Raw genomic sequence first — 16,676 nt, forward strand, 5'->3', positions numbered from 1 at the left:
CTCTTTACTGAAACAAAAATGTTAGACGGCCAGTTTACGGCGGTTATACAAACCGCCCAACAAACCGGTGAAGCATCCGATGAGTAACCCGCTGACATGCGCAGCATTGGCGATCTGGCCGAAACCGATCAGCGAGATCAACCCGGACATGCACACCACCAGCCAGATCAGCATCATCGCCAGCACGCCGCGCGGCAAACGATAAGCCGGGCTCGGCGCCAGCAGCTGGAAGATCCAGCAATGCCCAAGCAAGCCGTAAAGCACGCCCGACAGACCGCCGAACAGGGTCGGGCCGCTCCAGACGAACTGCGCGTAGTTGGACACCAGACTGAACAGAAGCGTCAGGCCGATCAGGTTGATGCTGCCCTGGCGCGACTCGATGCGCCGCCCCAGCTCCCAGTACCACATGCCGTTCATCGCCAGATGGAGGATGCCGAAGTGGATCAGCATCGGTGTGACCAGCCGCCACCACTGGCCTGCCGCCAGACTGTCGGCCAGCGGCGTGAAGTGGATGTACTCGCCGATCACGCGGAAATCGAGGAAAGTCAGCCAGCGCAGCGTTTCGAGGTTCTCACCGAGAAAGGTCAGGCCGCCGACGATCAGGCTCAACAGCAGGATGAACCCGGTGGCTTTGGCGTGTTTCAGTTGTTCGGCGAAGCTCGGGCGCTTGAAGGTCTGGCCCACAGGAATATCCAGTTGCTGATCCGGGTCGCCAGCCGGGAAGCGCTCGTACAGCGAACGCACGTCCTCGCTGATTTCCTCCGGCGCCCACAGCACCTGCTCGCCCGCCTCTTCACTGACCCGATGGGGCACCTGCATGCGTTGCAGCAATTTGACGAAACCGCTCAAGTCCACCGCCAGTGGCAGACGCAATACCGCTACCGCACTCATTGCAGCACCTCCGGCCGCTCGACATCGACCCAGACGAATTTATGCGGATCCAGGCGGGTTTCCTGATCCAGACGATAGGCCACCAGTTTGCCGTAGAGCACGGCGCTGTAATCCAGGCAGGCAAGGTTCGGGCGGATCGGCGCGGGTTTGCCGCTGCGCCAGTAGTGGCCGACGAACAGCAAGGGCTCGTCGACGCCGTAGCGCAGCAAAGAATTCTTTTCGGTTGAAGTCAGCGGCGTCTGCGCAACAGGTTCTGGCAACGCGTCGGGTTGAAACACGATGTCACCGTAGGTTTTCGGGTCGTCTTCCCAGAATTTGGTGCGAAAGAACGAACGCACCAGACCGTCGCCGCTGGTCATGGTCAAGCCGCCCGGCAGGCGCATGTCGGTGCCGCGCAGCAAGCGGTCGAATACGGTGCAGGCGAAGCTGCCGGGAACGGCCGAGGCCTGAAGGAAGTGCTCGTCGACGCAGCCATTGGGGAACAGCGCGCGCAGCGGCTCGATCAGCCCAACATCCCAGCAGGCGTGGACGACGCGGAAACGACCGGCATCGACGAACAGCGGCAGTTCATAGAACCATTGCTGGAAGTCATGCCAGTCGCCGGGATGGTTTTCGAATTGAGTCAGGGTCTCCTGCAGCAGCCGTGCATGGCGCTTGGTGTGTTCGCGCACGAACTGCTTGCCGCTGCCCGGTGGCGCCGGGGTAACCCAGCCGAGTGCGTTGAATTCGTGGTTGCCCATGATGCACAGGGCCTGCCCCGCCTCGACCATGTCGTGGACGATGTGCAGCGCCTCGCGAATACGCGGGCCACGGTCGATGATGTCGCCGACGAACACCGCCATGCGTGACGGATGACGCCAGACCCCGCCCTGCTTGTGATAACCGAGACGGTCCAGCAAGTGTTCGAGGGTCAAGGCGCATCCGTGCACGTCACCGATCAGGTCGTAACTGCGCGCGGGATCGAGCATCAGTCGCCTCCGCCCCCCAACTTGCTGCCCCAGCCAAGCTTGGTGCGGCACACCTCGTAGTAATTGTGATCGAGCGGATGAATCAGGCGCAGTTTCTGCGCCTTCTTGCTCACGGTGATGGTGTCGCCCGGTGCGCAGGTGAAATGGTTCTGGCCGTCGCAGGAGACCTGCGGGTAGATCTGCATATCTTTGGACACGACGATTTTCAGCTCACTGTTGCCATCGACCACGATCGGCCTTCCCGACAAGGTATGGGGGTACATCGGCACAATCACAATAGCGTCAAGCTTGGGATGCATGATCGGCCCGCCGGCAGATAAAGCGTAGGCAGTGGAGCCGGTCGGTGTGGCGACGATCAGGCCGTCGGCCTTCTGGCTGCAGACGAACTGGCCGTCGATGTACAACTCGAACTCGATCATCCGCGTCGATTTGCCCGGGTGCAGCACCACATCGTTGAGCGCATCGCCCTGCCCTATGGCCTCGCCATGGCGGCGCACCTCGGCTTGCAGGAGGAAGCGGTTTTCCACCAGATAGTGGCCGTCGAGCACCTCGGCGACCTTGATTTCCAGCTCGTCCGGGCGGATATCGGTGAGGAAGCCGAGGCTGCCACGGTTGATGCCCAGCACCGGAATATTGTGCTTGGCCAGCGCCCGTGCGGCGCCGAGCAGGCTGCCGTCACCGCCAACGACGATGACCATGTCGCAGACTTCGCCGAGCATCTTGCGCGACGAGGTTTGCAGGCCATGGCCCGGCAGGACTTCAGCGATGGTGTCTTCGAGGATCACATGCAGGTGACGGTCGAGCAGAAAGCGTTTCAGTCGGCGGACGGTATCCAGCACCTGGGAACTGCCCAGGCGACCGATGATGCCGATATTACGAAATTGCTCCATGGGACCTCTGCGGACAATCGAAAACGCGAAAACCCGATTATGGGCGAAAGCGCCAGATAGACAAAATCCTTTCAGCCTCAAGGGTGGGCTCAGGTTTAAGGCTATGCTCGCAAGATGATCCTCTTTCCAGACCTGTTGCAATTGCCCCATCAATTACGCCATCCCGAAGTGCGGGACCTGGCGTGGGTGATCCTCGCGCCGCCGATGCTCGCCGACACGCCGTGGCCACAGCGCCATCCGCTGGCCGGCAGCGACTGGGTGCACGACCCGCAGCGTCTCGAACACTGGCTGCGCGGACTCGACCGCGACAGTTACGGCCTGCTGCAATGGCTGTCACAGGCGCGGACCCGGCGCCTGGGCCTGTATTACGAACGCTTGTGGCAGTTCGCCGTGGAGCAGGCGCCGGGCATCGAACTGATCGCCGCCAACCTGCCGATTCGCCGCGCCGGGCACACCCTCGGCGAACTCGACATGTTGCTGCGTGACCGCGACGGCGTGCATCACCTGGAACTGGCGATCAAGCTCTACCTTGGCCCGCAAGATGGCGATGGCCGCGATCCGGCGCAGTGGTTGGGCCCGGGTTGCCATGACCGGCTGGATCGCAAACTGGCGCACCTGGCCGAGCATCAACTACCGATCTCGGCGCGCGCGGAAAGCCGCGAAATACTCGCGGCGCTGGATATCGAAACGTTCAGCGCGCAGCTGTGGCTGGGCGGTTATCTGCTGTATCCGTGGCCGGGGCAGGCCGACTCGCCCAACGGCGCCCATCCGCAACATCTGCGTGGCAGTTGGCTGCATCAGAAGGACTGGCCGGCGTTTGTCGCGCAACGTCCGCCCGGGCGCTGGCAACCCCTGCCCCGCCACGCCTGGCTGGCCCCGGCGCATTATCCGGCGGATCAGGTCTGGGCGGATGAGCATCTGCGTGTGTGGCTGGAGGATTTGCCGGCGCTGGCACCGGCGCAGTTGATGGTGCGCCTGACCGAAAATACCGAGGGCGAATGGAAGAGGCAGAGCGGTTGTTTCTGGTGGCGGATCTTTGGCCGAATGTGCCGGGCCTGGTTTGAAAGATCGCAGCCTTCGGCAGCTCCTGGATTTGGGATGCGTACACCCTGTAGGAGCTGCCGAAGGCTGCGATCTTTTGATCTTGCTTTTAAAAAGACAATCGCACCGCCAAAGCCGCCAACGTCACCAACAACACCGGCACCGTCAGCACAATCCCCACCCTGAAGTAATAGCCCCAGCCAATGTGAATGCCCTTGCGCTCCAGCACGTGCAGCCACAACAAGGTCGCCAGACTGCCGATCGGAGTGATCTTCGGCCCCAGGTCGCTGCCAATCACGTTGGCGTAGATCATCGCTTCCTTGATCACCCCGCTGGCCTGACTGGCGTCAATCGACAGCAGACCGATCAGCACGGTCGGCAAGTTGTTCATGATCGACGACAGCAACGCCGTCAGCACTCCCGTGCCCAGCGCCGCCCCCCACACGCCATGACTGGCGAAAATGTCCAGCCAACCGGCGAGATAACTGGTGAGCCCGGCGTTGCGCAGGCCGTACACCACCAGGTACATGCCCAGCGAGAAAATCACGATCTGCCACGGTGCTTCTTTGATCACTTTGCGCGTGGAAATCTTGTGGCCACGGGCGGCGATACCCAGCAGCAGCGCGGCGCACACCGCCGAAATCGCGCTGATCGGAATGCCCAGCGGTTCGAGGGCGAAGCAGCCGATCAACAGGATCACCAGCACCGCCCAGCCGGCATAGAACGTCGCCTTGTCGTGGATTGCGGTGTGCGGGTTTTCCAGTTGTTCTGGATCGTACGCAGCCGGGATGTCGTGCCGGAAAAACCACAGCAACATGCCCAACGTTGCCGCAACGCTGACAAAGTTGACCGGCACCATTACCGCGGCGTAGCGATTGAAGCCGATGTGAAAGAAATCTGCGGACACGATGTTGACCAGGTTCGACACCACCAGCGGCAAGCTCGCCGTGTCGGCAATAAACCCCGCGCCCATGACAAAGGCCAGCGTCGCCGCCGGGGTAAAGCGCAGCGCCAGCAGCATTGAAATCACGATGGGCGTGAGAATCAGCGCCGCGCCGTCGTTGGCGAACAGCGCCGACACCAGCGCACCGAGCAGCACCATGAAAGCAAACAATTTGCGTCCACTGCCCCGCCCCCACCGCGCCACATGCAGCGCCGCCCAATTGAAGAAGCCAGCCTCGTCGAGCAACAGGCTGATGATGATCAGCGCGACGAAGGTGCCGGTCGCGTTCCAGATGATCTGCCAGACCAGCGGGATATCCGTGAGATGGACGACCCCGAAGATCAACGCCAGCACGGCGCCCAACGTAGCACTCCAGCCGACGCCGAGCCCCTTGGGTTGCCAGATGACGAGGGTGATGGTCAGCAGGAAAATCAGTGACGCAGCGAGCATTCGCAGAAGCCTTCAAAGATCAAAAATGGAATGAACAACAAATGTGGGAGCGGGCTTGCTCGCGAATGCGCCGTGTCAAACAAAGAATTGGTGTCTGACACGGCGCATTCGCGAGCAAGCCCGCTCCCACAGTTGTTTTGTGTACGCGGTTATTTCTTGTGTTGCTCGACGAACTGGCCGTACGCATTGATGAATTTCTGCAGAAAAGGTTTCACCGTTTCGCTCAGCTTGCCCGCTTCGTCAAACGCGTTGCCCGCGCCGCCCAGATAGGCTTCCGGCTGTTGCAGGCAGTGAATATCGAGAAAAACAAAAGTCTGACGCAGGTGCTGGTTAGCGCCGAAGCCACCGATGGCGCCTGGCGATACGCTGATCACTGCACCAGGTTTGCCGCTCCAAGCGCTCTGGCCATACGGCCGCGAACCGACGTCGATGGCGTTCTTCAACGGTGCGGGGATCGAGCGGTTGTACTCGGGGGTGACAAACAGCACCGCGTCGGATGACGCCACTTTCTGACGGAAAGTGCTGTAGGCTGCGGGCGGTGTATCACCATCGATGTCTTCGTTGTAGAGAGGCAGATCGCCGATTTCGACAATCTCCAGTTTCAGGTTCGCCGGGGCCAGTTCAGCCAGTGCCAGTGCGATCTTGCGATTGATCGATGCTTTGCGCAGGCTACCGACCACTACAGCGACGTTGTAGACATTGCTCATGGAAGACTCTCGATGGTCTGTGGGAAGAGTCGCTAGTTATAGATGATCTGTTGGCGATTTCACCAGCGATCATTGGTTTTTCCTGCGCGAATAATATTTTTTGATTGTAGGAAAACTTACCGAGCTTGGTGGCGGTCTACAAAGCCGCAAATCAAGCGTTTTATCTCCAGAGGTTCTAAGCAGATGGCAGCAGTACTCGTCGGTCAGTTTCATGCAAGAGATGCGGAAGGCCGCGTTTATTCCGTGCATGAATTCCAGGAATCGAACCCGTCTGCAGACGGCTTCACCGGCTCGGAGCCCGTCACCACCTACAAATTGGCCATTGGTGACCGCATCAATAAGGTCAGCGAAAACGAATACCTGCTGGTGCAGTCGGGTATTACGTTGATTCGCGAGCCTGAGCCGATCGCTGCGCAATAACCCGGCGTGATGAGCAGCAGTCATGTACGCAGAGTTGGGGTAGGATTCAGCACCGCCCTCACCTGCTGAACATGGACTTCACGCATGCGTTTACGCCACATCGAAGTGATTCAGGCGCTCTTGCAGACCGGTCACCTGGGCACCGCCGCCGAATGGCTGCAGTTGCCGGTGACCGAGGTCGAGGAGCGTTTGCGCGAAGCCGAAAGCCAGTTGGGGTTCATGCTCTTTGCCAGCGTCCGCGGACGCCTGCAATCGACACCCGAAGCGCGCGCCTTGCAGGTAGAAATCGCGCACATCTATGAGGCGCTGGAGCCACTGCAGCGTCTGGCCAGCAGCCTGAAACAATACCTCGCCCCGCCCTTGCGCATCATCGCTACCCCGCCGCTGGCCCAGCATCTGTTGCCCCAGAGCCTGGCGGCCCTGCGCCGACGCTTGCCGGATGCACCGTGCAGCCTGCTCAGCGCATCGACTCGCGACATCATCCGCAGCCTGTTGCTGCGCGAAAGCGATCTGGGCCTGAGCCTGCACGATCCCGAACACCCCGACATCCACTGTCAGCCGCTCGCCCAAGGCAAGCTGCAATTGCTTGCGCCGCACGGCTGGCTGCAGCCGAAACAGAAATACATTTCCCTACAGGATCTCGCCGGTCAGGCAATGGTGGGTCTCGAAGGTCAGGATCCGCTGAGTCCGGCACTGGAAAACAAACTCCAGGCCTTGCGCCCGGCGCCGAGCATTCAGACCCGCGTGCAGACCCATCAGATGATGCGCAGTATGGTCGAGGCGGGTGAAGGCCTGGCCATCGTCGACCCCTTCACCGCGTTGGGCGCCCGCGCCGGTGGGCTGGATGTCTGCCCGCTATCCCCCGCGGTGCCGATCAGCCTCTACGCCCTGACCTTCAAACATGCTGCGCCAGCGGCGGCGATTCAGGCACTGCTGGCCATCGTCACGGAACAAGCCGAGGCGATGTTGTCGAACTGAGTGGTTTTTCCAGCGGATTGTCAAACAGGCGATACCAGAACAAGGCGACTTCGGCGGTGTGCGCATCAATGCCGCGATAGCGCAACTGGTCGATGCCGCCAACCACATAACCGCAACGTTCATATAGCCGACAGGCGCCAAGGTTGTTGTTCTGGGTTTCGAGCATGATGCCCGGCAGCTTTTTCTTGCGGCTCCAGAATTGCGCTACATCAAGCAATGCCTTGGCCACCCCGTGGCGGCGGGCCGGCGCATGTACCGCCAGTTCATCGATGTGGGCAAAGCCGTTCCAGTTGGTGCTGATCACCAAATGGCCAACCGGCTCGTCGTCAAGGTACGCCATGAAAATCGCGCTGTCGGGCGCGTTATGAAAGGCGCTGAACTCCTCTGGATCAATGCCATAGCACTTGCGGTACGGCACGATCGGCGTCACCGGCCATTGCTCGACCGGTTTGCCGATCACGGCAGCGCCGTAGGCGGTGACCTCGAAACTGAAATCGCTGCCCCAGATATACGGCGCAAAACCTTCGTCGGCGACGCGCACCGACAACCCGGGGTATTTCGGATTCATGACCGGTTGCATACTGGGAAAAGTCCTCATTCCTTGACGCAATCGACGCTGGCAGCGGCGTCGACCTTGATGTCGCGATGGGTGATCACCAGCGTAAATTTCAACTCGTTATACATGAGGCTCAGTATCCTGAGGCGGCAGGTTTGCACCTGACCAGTGCACTCAGGGTAGTGGGTTGCGGCGCATGTGGCGAGGGTGGCAACTTGGCTTCATGTCGCCAAACGCAAAAAATCGCAGCGTCCCGCGACCCTTACTTTGCAATGCAATACCCGTAGGAGCTGCCGAAGGCTGCGATCTTTTGATCTTCAGGCCTGCGCATCAGCCTCGGCAATCTGCGTCCACAATGCCGGTGCTCCCGCCGACTTGGCGATGATTTCCAGCCGCACCAGATGCGCCGCCAGTTCTTCTTCGGTCGCACGGATTATGCGTGCTGGCTGGCGATCGACCGGCAGACGACGAATTTCCGTGGCTGAGTTATCCGCACCCTCGCCCGTGCCATTGCCGTCGGAGGCATTGCCGGCCAGCGACAGGCTGGTCTGGCCGCCAGTCATGGTCAGGTAAACGTCGGCGAGGATTTCCGAGTCGAGCAAGGCGCCGTGCAATTCACGGCCGGAGTTGTCGACGCCGTAACGTTTGCACAACGCATCGAGGCTGTTGCGCTGACCCGGGTGACGTTCCCGGGCCATCATCAGGGTATCGAGGATCGAGCAATGCTGGGTGATGTCAGCGCGATCGTGCTGACCCATCAAGGCAAATTCGTTGTTGATGAAACCAACGTCGAACGCCGCGTTGTGGATGATCAGCTGCGCGCCTTTGATGAACTCGAAGAACTCGTCGGCGACTTCAGCGAAGCGCGGCTTGCCGACGAGGAATTCGTTGGTGATGCCGTGCACACCGATCGCCCCCTCATCGCTCTCGCGATCCGGTTGCAGATAAACGTGAAAGTGGCGGCCCGTCAGGCGCCGACCGATCAGTTCGACACAACCGATTTCAATGATCCGGTGACCATCGGTCACCGGCATGCCGGTGGTTTCGGTATCGAGTACAACGGATCTGGTGGCCATCAGTGCTCAGCTCTCAACGGGTCAATCGTGCAAAAGCGCGGATGTTAACACGCTCGGCGGGGTGTTTCAGTCGGACCGTGGTGCCCCCTTCGCGAGCAAGCCCGCTCCCACACTGGATCGTGTTCACAATACACATCCAATGTGGGAGCGGGCTCGCTCGCGAAGGGCGCGCCTCGGTACCGCAGAAGGAATTCAGGACTGTTTGTACCCTCGAACCTCATCCACCCCACGGTTAGCCAACTGGTCGGCCCGCTCGTTACCGTGATGGCCAATATGCCCGCGCACCCATTTCCAGGTGACTTTGTGGCGATTGACCTGCTCGTCCAGCTCTTTCCACAGATCGGCGTTTTTCACCGGTTCTTTCGCGGCAGTCTTCCAGCCGCGCTTTTTCCAGTTGGCCATCCACTCGTTGATGCCTTTCATCACGTATTGCGAGTCGGTCACCAGCAGCACTTCGCAGGGGCGCTTGAGTGCTTCAAGGCCGCGGATCGCGCCGAGCAGTTCCATACGATTATTGGTGGTATTGGCTTCGCCGCCCCACAGTTCCTTTTCGACGCCTTTGCACACCAGCAGCGCGCCCCAGCCGCCGGGGCCTGGGTTGCCCTTGCAGGCGCCGTCGGTGAACAGTTCTACGGTGTCGACGCTTTCCACGCTTTCGCTCATGCCAGTCTTTCCAGAAAAATGCCTGTCCTGCCAATCACGGATCGACAATGACCGCGGCCGGGACAGGCCCGGCCACTGATAAAAGAGGGTTTTACGGTTCGATGCGGCGGCGATTGACCTTGGCCATCGGCAGCGGAATCAGCTTGCCCATCGGCTCACGGCGCTCCTGGCGCAACGGCCTGAGGCCCACCACAATCTTGCGCGCCACCAATAGATAGAAGCCACCGCCGGACAATTGCCAGTCACCGGCCTTGCGTTCCCAGCCGGCCAGGCGGTTCTGCCACTTGGGCGACGCGAGCGGCGGACGATAGCACCCGAAGCGGCGTTTCTCCAGCGCGAAGCCCAGCAGATTGAGCCAGTCGGCGACCCGCGACGGCGAGATGCAGCGCGCCTTGCGCAAGGCATCATTGGCGAAAAAATGCCGCAGCCCCCAAGTGCTCCAGGGATTGATGCCGATGATCAGCAGATGCCCGCCGGGGCGCACGCTGCTCGCCGCTTCACGCAGCAAACCGTGGGGAGACAGGCAGAAATCCAGACCGTGTTGCATCACCACTACATCGGCGGCGTGCTCGCTCAACGGCCAGGCCTGCTCTTCGCAAACGATCTCAACCCCGGGCAACGGCGCACCGAGGCGCACGTTACGCTGCACCTGCGGCGCAGACGGCGGCGTTTCGGCGGACGGGCCGTAATGCACCAGGTAACCGCCGAAGAAGCGCCCGAGCTCGTCGTCGAGCATGCGCCGCTCTTCATCCAGCAGAAATTGCCCGAGCGGCCCCGACAGCCATTCGCGGGCAGCGCTGATCAATGCCAGCCAGTCGGGATCGGCCTGAGCGAACGCTTTATCGGTCATGTCATTCTCCAACGCGCCAGGAACTACTAAGATGCGCCAATGTTTTCCGCTTGGCGAATTCCGACGATGATACAGATCAGTGCCCTGCCCGCGTTCACCGACAACTACATCTGGTTGTTACAGGACCACCAGACCCAGCGCTGCGCGGTGGTCGACCCGGGCGACGCCGCCCCGGTACAGGCGTGGCTTGACGCCCATCCGGGGTGGGTGCTCAGCGATATTCTGATCACCCACCATCATCATGACCACGTCGGCGGCGTCGAGCGCCTGAAAGCGGCGACCGGCGCCAAAGTCTACGGCCCGGCCAGCGAAAACATCCCGGCGCGCGACGTAGCTTTGAAGGACAACGACAGCGTCAGCGTGCTCGGCTGGGACTTCGCGGTCTACGCGCTACCCGGTCACACGTTGGGGCACATTGCTTATTACCACCATGGCCTGCTGTTTTGCGGCGACACGCTGTTTGCGGCCGGTTGCGGCCGGCTGTTCGAAGGCACGCCCGAACAGATGTATCACTCGCTCAGCCGTCTCGCGGCCCTGCCGGAAGATACGCTTATCTACTGCACCCACGAATACACCTTGAGCAATCTGAAGTTTGCCGCCGCGGTCGAGCCGGGTAATCCGCACGTTGCCGCCCGTCTGGAAAAGGTCAACCAACAACGGCAGAACGGCGTGATGACCCTGCCGTCGACTCTGGCACTGGAAAAGCTGACCAATCCGTTTTTACGCACTTCTGAAACATTGGTTACACAAAAAGTGGACGAACGGGAAGGCGCTCAAAACCGGGCGCCGAGTGAGGTTTTTGCGGCTCTGCGGACATGGAAAGACACGTTCTGACTAACCTGTTGAGCGGCGCGAAAATTCTCAATGGTTGACCGCAGGGGGTGCGCTTTCTAGAATCGCCCGACATTTTTGCCCGGAACTTACTTCCAGCCAATGTCGTCATCCATACGTAAGTCCGTCAACTCAGATGCTTTGACCCGCCTGGCGCAAGCCATTGCGGTGGCTGTGTCCGCCACGCTGGCGGGCTGTTCCAGCCATGCTCCGCAGACTGAAGCGACGCACACGCCGAACATTGCTGCGCGAGCCAAGCAGAAGCCGATCTGGCTGACCGAGAAGCCCACGCCCGTGGCGCCCCAGGACATCTGGGAGCGCATGCGCCAGGGCTTCCAGCTGCAGGAAGGCCTTGGCGTCAATCCGCGCATCGAGCAACAACGCCTGTGGTTCGCCAGTAACCCCTCTTTTCTGGAGAATGCCGGCGAACGCGGCAGCCTCTACATTCATTACATCGTCGAACGCCTCGAAGAACGCAACATGCCGCTGGAGCTGGCCCTGCTGCCGGTGATCGAGAGCGCCTACAACCCGATGGCCTATTCGCGCGCCGATGCCGTGGGCCTGTGGCAATTCATTCCGTCTACCGGGCGTTACTTCAACCTGCGCCAGACGCGTTTCTACGATGGCCGTCGCGACATCACCGCCTCGACCACGGCAGCGATGGATTACCTCACGCGTTTGCACGACATGTTCAACGGCGACTGGCTGCTGGCTCTGGCGGCCTACAATGCCGGTGAAGGCACGGTCAGCCGGGCAATCGAGCGCAACGAAAAGCTTGGCCTGCCCACCGACTACTGGAACCTGCCGCTGCCGGCGGAAACCCAGGCGTACGTGCCGAAACTGCTGGCGCTGTCGCAAGTGGTGCTGGCGCCGGAAGCGTACGGGGTCAACCTCAACCCGATCGCCAATGAACCGTACTTCCAGGTCGTCGAAATCAACCAGCGCATGGACCTGTCCAAGGTCGCTGCAGTGGCCAACATTGACGAAGACGAACTGTTCCAGCTCAACCCGGCCTTCAAACAGCGCACCACCATCGACGGCCCGCAGCATTTGCTGGTGCCAACGTCCAAGGCGCAACTGCTCACCGCCAGTCTGCAGACCATGCGCCCGGACGAACTGATCAGCCCCCGCTCGCTGAAACCGGTGTTCGAAGGCGCCGATCCGTCGGAAGTGGCGCAGCTCAAACGTGCTTATCGGGTCAAGCGTGGCGACAACCTCGGCTCCATCGCCAAGGCCAACAAGGTCGAAGTCAAGGATCTGCAGCGCTGGAACAAGCTGACCGGCAAGAACCTCAAGGTCGGCCAGACTCTGGTCATGCAGGACAACACCAAGCGTGCCCCGGCGCGCAAGTCCGGCCGGGTCAACACCGTGGTCGCGGCGAATACCAAGACCAAAGGCAAGAACGAAAGCAAGCAGCAGACCCAGTACAAGGTCAAGCGTGGCGACACACTGTACGTGGTGGCCAAGCGTTTCAACGTCGAGATGCAACATCTCAAGCGCTGGAACCCGGGTGCGGGCAAGGCATTGAAACCGGGGCAAATGCTCACGGTTTATCAGCCGCATTGATTTGAAATCAAAAGATCGCAGCCTTCGGCAGCACCTACATCGATCCCTGTAGGAGCTGCCGAAGGCTGCGATCTTTTTTTTGCATTAACCTGGCATTAACCCGCATCTTTTTCCTGTCCAGACAAGCTGTTACTGTACGGCCCACAAAGCCCAAGCCGCTGGATCGGATCTGACTTGAAGCGTGCCCTCCTCCTGCTCCTGATCAGCCTGGCCTTGAGCTCTACCGCAAGCGCGACGATTACCGAAAGTCATGGTTATGCGCAGTTCGGCACGCTCAAGTACCCGGCCAGATTTACCCACTTCGACTGGGTCAACCCGCAAGCGCCCAAGGGCGGTACGTTGCGGGTGATGGCGTTCGGCACCTTCGATACGGTCAATCCGTACACTTTCAAGGGCACCAGCCCGGTCACCACAGCGAACTTCCTCCAGTACGGCATCAACGAACTGAACGAGCCGCTCATGGTTGGCACCGGGCAGTACTCGCCGTCCGGCGACGAGCCGGCCTCAAGTTACGGTTTGATCGCACAATCGGTGGAATACAGCGAGGATCGCAGCTGGGTGGTGTTCAATCTGCGGCCTGAAGCGCGGTTTCACGATGGCGCGCCGATCACCGCGTATGACGTCGCGTTCTCCTATCGCCTGCTGCTCAAGGAAGGTCATCCGCTGTATCGCACGGCCCTGCAGGAAGTGCTGCGAGTCGACATCCTCAGCAAGCAGCGCATCCGGTTCGTGCTCAAGCGCTCGGGCAACCCGCTGCTGATCCTGCGCCTCGGTGAACTGCCAGTGTTGCCGCAGCATTACTGGAAGGACCGCGACTTCAAAGCCACCACCTTCGAGCCGCCGCTGGGCAGCGGGCCGTACCGTATCACGTCAGTCACGCCGGGACGGCAGTTGATCTTCGAACGGGTCAAGGATTACTGGGGCAAAGACCTGGCGGTCAATCGCGGCAAGTACAATTTCGATCGCATGGAAGTCGAGTTCTACCGCGACAGCGATGTGGCCTTCGAAGCGTTCAAGGCCGGTGAGTTCGACATCTACATCGAGCATCAGGCGAAGAACTGGGTCAACGGTTACAACTTCCCTGCCGTACGTCGTGGCGAGGTGATCAAGGCGCAGATCCCGCATCAGATCCCGACCCAGAGTCAGGGCCTGTTCATGAACACCCGGCGCGCGACGTTTGCCGATGTGAAGACCCGTGAAGCGCTGGGCCTGATGTTCGACTTCGAGTGGACCAATCGCACGCTGTTCAGCGATGCCTACCAGCGCACCAACAGTTACTACCCCAACAGCGAATTCACCGCCAGCGGCCTGCCGGTCGGGCATGAATGGCTGATGCTCAAGCCGTACAAGGAACAGTTGCCGGCCAGGCTGTTTACCGAACCGTTCACCCTGCCAACCACCGACGGTCGCGGCATTCCGCGAGAAACCATGCGCAAAGCCCTGGCGCTGCTCGCCGAGGCTGGCTGGAAACTCCACGGTCAGCGTCTGCAAAACGCCGATGGGCAACCGCTGCGGTTCGAACTGCTGCTGGTCAATCCGAATCTTGAGCGTCTTTACCAGCCGTACATCGTCAATCTCAACAGCATCGGCATCGACGCACACTTGCGCACAGTCGATCGCGCCCAGTACAAACAGCGCCTCGATCAGTTCGATTTCGACATGATCTCGATGACACTTGGCCAGACCTTGAGCCCGGGCCTTGAGCAGTGGCAGTACTTCCACTCCAGCCAGGTGAACGTCAAGGGCAGCAAGAATTACGCGGGCATCGCCAACCCGGTGGTCGATCACCTGCTCGAACAATTGCTCGCGGCGCGAACCCGCGACGAGCAGGTCGCCGCTGGCAAGGCACTCGACCGCGTGCTGCTCTGGCAGCACTACAGCGTTCCCAACTGGTACCTCAATTATCACCGTCTGGCCTACCGCAACCGGTTGGCCTTTGTCACCACGCCGCCTTACACCTTGGGCCTGAGCGCGTGGTGGCTGAAGTCTTCGGAGAAAGATCGATGAACCCTGTTCGCATCCTGCTCGTGCAGGCCAGCGGCTTGCTGTTCGCCGGGCTGGCGTGGGCCGCCCCGCAACACGCCGTGACCCTATACAACGAGCCGCCGAAATACCCGGCCGATTTCAAGCATTTCGACTACGTGAACCCCGATGCGCCCAAGGGCGGCGTGTTCCGTCAGGCCGGTTTCGGCGGCTTTGACAGCCTCAACCCGTTCATCAACAAAGGCGTACCCGCCGATGACATCGGGCAGATCTACGACACCCTGACCAAACACAGCCTCGACGAGCCGTTCACCGAATACGGCCTGGTCGCCAGCAAGATCGAGAAAGCCGACGACAACAGCTGGGTACGCTTCTACCTGCGCCCCGAAGCGCTGTTCCATGACGGCCACCCCGTGCGCGCCGAAGACGTGGTGTTCAGCTTCGAGACGCTGACCAAGGAAGGCTCGCCGATGTTTCGCGGCTATTACAACGATGTCGCCGAAGCCATCGCCGAAGACCCGCTGAAAGTGCTGTTCAAGTTCAAGCACAGCAACAACCGCGAGCTGCCGCTGATCCTCGGCCAGTTGCCGGTCTTGCCGAAACACTGGTGGGCCAGTCGTGACTTCAATAAAGGCAATCTGGAAATCCCGCTGGGTAGCGGCCCGTACAAGGTTACCCAAGTGAAGGCCGGGCGCTCGGTGCGCTACGAGCGGGTCAAGGATTACTGGGGCAAGGATTTGCCGGTCAACCGTGGCTTTTACAACTTCGACACGATGACCACCGATTACTACCGCGACAACACCGTCGCCCTCGAAGCGCTGAAGGCCGGGCAGTTCGATTACTGGCTGGAGATGACCGCCAAAAACTGGGCCAGCGCTTATAACGTTCCGGCGGTCACCGAGGGCCGCTTGGTCAAGGAACTGATCGCCAACAGCAACCCGACCGGCATGCAGGGTTTCGTCTTCAACCTGCGCCGCCCGGTGTTTCAGGACGTGCGCGTGCGTCAGGCGCTCGGGCTGCTGTTCGATTTCGAATGGACCAACAAGCAACTGTTCAACGGCGCCTACGTGCGCACCCGCAGTTATCTCGAAAACTCGGAAATGGCCGCCACCGGCCTGCCCGATGCCGATCAGCGGACCATTCTCGAGCCGTTCCGCAGCAAACTGCCGGCTCAGGTATTCAGCGAAGCCTTTGAAAATCCGAAGACCGACGCCAGCGGCATGATCCGCACCCAGCAGCGCGAGGCGTATCAACTGCTGCAAGAAGCCGGCTGGAAGATTGTCGATGACAAAATGGTCGATGCCACGGGCAAACCGGTGGTGATCGAGTTCTTGCTCGCGCAGACCGAATTCGAACGGGTGCTGCTACCGTTCAAGCGCAACCTCAGCGATCTGGGCATCGACCTGGTGATCCGCCGCGTCGACGTCTCTCAGTACATCAACCGCGTGCGTTCGCGGGACTTCGACATGATGGTCGGCAGCTTTCCGCAGTCCAATTCGCCTGGCAACGAGCAGCGCGAATACTGGATGAGCGCCGCCGCCGACAAACCGAGCAGCCGCAACAGCATGGGCCTGAAGGATCCGACCGTTGATCAACTGGTGGAAAGCCTGATCAACGCCGACTCGCGCAAAAGCCTGGTGGCCCACGCTCGCGCCTTGGACCGCGTGCTGCAATGGGGCTACTACGTGGTGCCGAACTGGCACATCAAGAGCTGGCGCGTGGCCTACTGGAACCACATCGGTCACCCGAAAACTTCGCCCAAGTACGACATCGGCATCAATACCTGGTGGGTCAAGCCTGACGCCAAACCTGCTGCAGAAGTCGAAACCCAACTGCTAGCCGACCCTGCGGGCACGGAGTAAT

The 16,676-nt window shown here is 60.6% G+C and carries 15 protein-coding genes and 1 pseudogene; 7 read left to right on the forward strand and 9 right to left on the reverse strand.

The genetic code is table 11. The annotated features are described in order from the left end of the window. Positions 1 to 21 precede the first annotated feature (21 nt). The 3 genes from ACP7D9_RS22805 to ACP7D9_RS22815 are packed head-to-tail and all read right to left on the reverse strand — an operon-like array spanning position 22 to position 2,749. Positions 22 to 891, reverse strand: coding sequence for a rhomboid family intramembrane serine protease (locus tag ACP7D9_RS22805; protein WP_101159043.1), 870 nt, complete (start codon positions 889 to 891; stop codon positions 22 to 24). Beyond that, positions 888 to 1,859, reverse strand: a complete 972-nt coding sequence (locus tag ACP7D9_RS22810) for a metallophosphoesterase (protein WP_101159044.1) — start codon at positions 1,857 to 1,859, stop codon at positions 888 to 890. Before ACP7D9_RS22810 ends, ACP7D9_RS22805 begins: the two co-directional genes overlap by 4 nt. Beyond that, positions 1,859 to 2,749 carry an NAD(+) kinase gene (locus ACP7D9_RS22815; protein ID WP_016774212.1) on the reverse strand — a complete coding sequence of 297 codons (891 nt, stop codon included), beginning with the start codon at positions 2,747 to 2,749 and terminating at the stop codon, positions 1,859 to 1,861. Before ACP7D9_RS22815 ends, ACP7D9_RS22810 begins: the two co-directional genes overlap by 1 nt. A 114-nt stretch (positions 2,750 to 2,863) precedes the next feature. Between ACP7D9_RS22815 and ACP7D9_RS22820 the strand changes: the two are divergent. Further along, a pseudogene (locus ACP7D9_RS22820) lies at positions 2,864 to 3,813 on the forward strand (DUF1853 family protein). 86 nt (positions 3,814 to 3,899) lie between these two features. On the opposite strand, the gene ACP7D9_RS22825 reads toward ACP7D9_RS22820, so the two are convergent. Together ACP7D9_RS22825 and ACP7D9_RS22830 are read right to left on the reverse strand one after the other, a co-directional pair. Then, positions 3,900 to 5,183 carry an arsenic transporter gene (locus ACP7D9_RS22825; protein ID WP_426159679.1) on the reverse strand — a complete coding sequence of 428 codons (1,284 nt, stop codon included), beginning with the start codon at positions 5,181 to 5,183 and terminating at the stop codon, positions 3,900 to 3,902. A 149-nt stretch (positions 5,184 to 5,332) separates the two neighbouring features. Then, positions 5,333 to 5,890, reverse strand: a complete 558-nt coding sequence (locus ACP7D9_RS22830; RefSeq protein WP_101159047.1) for an NADPH-dependent FMN reductase — start codon at positions 5,888 to 5,890, stop codon at positions 5,333 to 5,335. Positions 5,891 to 6,073: 183 nt separating this feature from the next. Here ACP7D9_RS22830 and ACP7D9_RS22835 point away from each other — a divergent pair, with 183 nt between their 5' ends. After that, entirely contained in the window at positions 6,074 to 6,310 is a 237-nt protein-coding gene (locus ACP7D9_RS22835; RefSeq protein ID WP_101159048.1) for a hypothetical protein, read from the forward strand. Positions 6,311 to 6,394: 84 nt separating this feature from the next. Next, entirely contained in the window at positions 6,395 to 7,288 is an 894-nt protein-coding gene (locus ACP7D9_RS22840) for a LysR family transcriptional regulator (protein ID WP_426159680.1), read from the forward strand. Here ACP7D9_RS22840 and ACP7D9_RS22845 read toward each other — a convergent pair. The 4 genes from ACP7D9_RS22845 to ACP7D9_RS22860 all read right to left on the reverse strand — a co-directional run bounded on the left by ACP7D9_RS22845 (position 7,254) and on the right by ACP7D9_RS22860 (position 10,433). Further along, on the reverse strand, positions 7,254 to 7,868 hold the full coding sequence (locus ACP7D9_RS22845; protein WP_101159050.1) for a GNAT family N-acetyltransferase: 615 nt from the start codon (positions 7,866 to 7,868) through the stop codon (positions 7,254 to 7,256). The two genes, ACP7D9_RS22840 and ACP7D9_RS22845, sit on opposite strands and share 35 nt — an antisense overlap. Positions 7,869 to 8,161: 293 nt before the next feature. After that, complete coding sequence (dnaQ, locus tag ACP7D9_RS22850; RefSeq protein ID WP_313002714.1) at positions 8,162 to 8,920, reverse strand: DNA polymerase III subunit epsilon; 759 nt, start codon at positions 8,918 to 8,920, stop codon at positions 8,162 to 8,164. A 192-nt stretch (positions 8,921 to 9,112) separates the two neighbouring features. Continuing rightward, positions 9,113 to 9,583 carry a ribonuclease HI gene (rnhA, locus tag ACP7D9_RS22855; RefSeq protein ID WP_007910572.1) on the reverse strand — a complete coding sequence of 157 codons (471 nt, stop codon included), beginning with the start codon at positions 9,581 to 9,583 and terminating at the stop codon, positions 9,113 to 9,115. A gap of 91 nt (positions 9,584 to 9,674) precedes the next feature. After that, positions 9,675 to 10,433: a class I SAM-dependent methyltransferase gene (locus tag ACP7D9_RS22860; RefSeq protein ID WP_101159053.1), complete on the reverse strand. Its 759-nt coding sequence runs from the start codon at positions 10,431 to 10,433 to the stop codon at positions 9,675 to 9,677. A 66-nt stretch (positions 10,434 to 10,499) separates the two neighbouring features. Between ACP7D9_RS22860 and gloB the strand changes: the two genes are divergently transcribed. The 4 genes from gloB (at position 10,500) to ACP7D9_RS22880 (ending at position 16,675) form a co-directional block, all read left to right on the forward strand. Continuing rightward, entirely contained in the window at positions 10,500 to 11,267 is a 768-nt protein-coding gene (gloB, locus tag ACP7D9_RS22865) for a hydroxyacylglutathione hydrolase (RefSeq protein ID WP_426159681.1), read from the forward strand. A gap of 99 nt (positions 11,268 to 11,366) precedes the next feature. Next, positions 11,367 to 12,830, forward strand: coding sequence for a transglycosylase SLT domain-containing protein (locus tag ACP7D9_RS22870; RefSeq protein ID WP_101159054.1), 1,464 nt, complete (start codon positions 11,367 to 11,369; stop codon positions 12,828 to 12,830). 174 nt (positions 12,831 to 13,004) lie between these two features. Then, on the forward strand, positions 13,005 to 14,837 hold the full coding sequence (locus tag ACP7D9_RS22875; protein ID WP_426159682.1) for an extracellular solute-binding protein: 1,833 nt from the start codon (positions 13,005 to 13,007) through the stop codon (positions 14,835 to 14,837). Beyond that, positions 14,834 to 16,675 (forward strand): extracellular solute-binding protein, encoded by a 1,842-nt coding sequence (locus ACP7D9_RS22880; protein ID WP_426159683.1) that lies wholly within the window; start codon positions 14,834 to 14,836, stop codon positions 16,673 to 16,675. Before ACP7D9_RS22875 ends, ACP7D9_RS22880 begins: the two co-directional genes overlap by 4 nt. Position 16,676 lies beyond the last annotated feature (1 nt).

It is taken from the genome of Pseudomonas sp. TSRC2-2, from assembly GCF_049897785.1.
Classification (GTDB): domain Bacteria; phylum Pseudomonadota; class Gammaproteobacteria; order Pseudomonadales; family Pseudomonadaceae; genus Aquipseudomonas.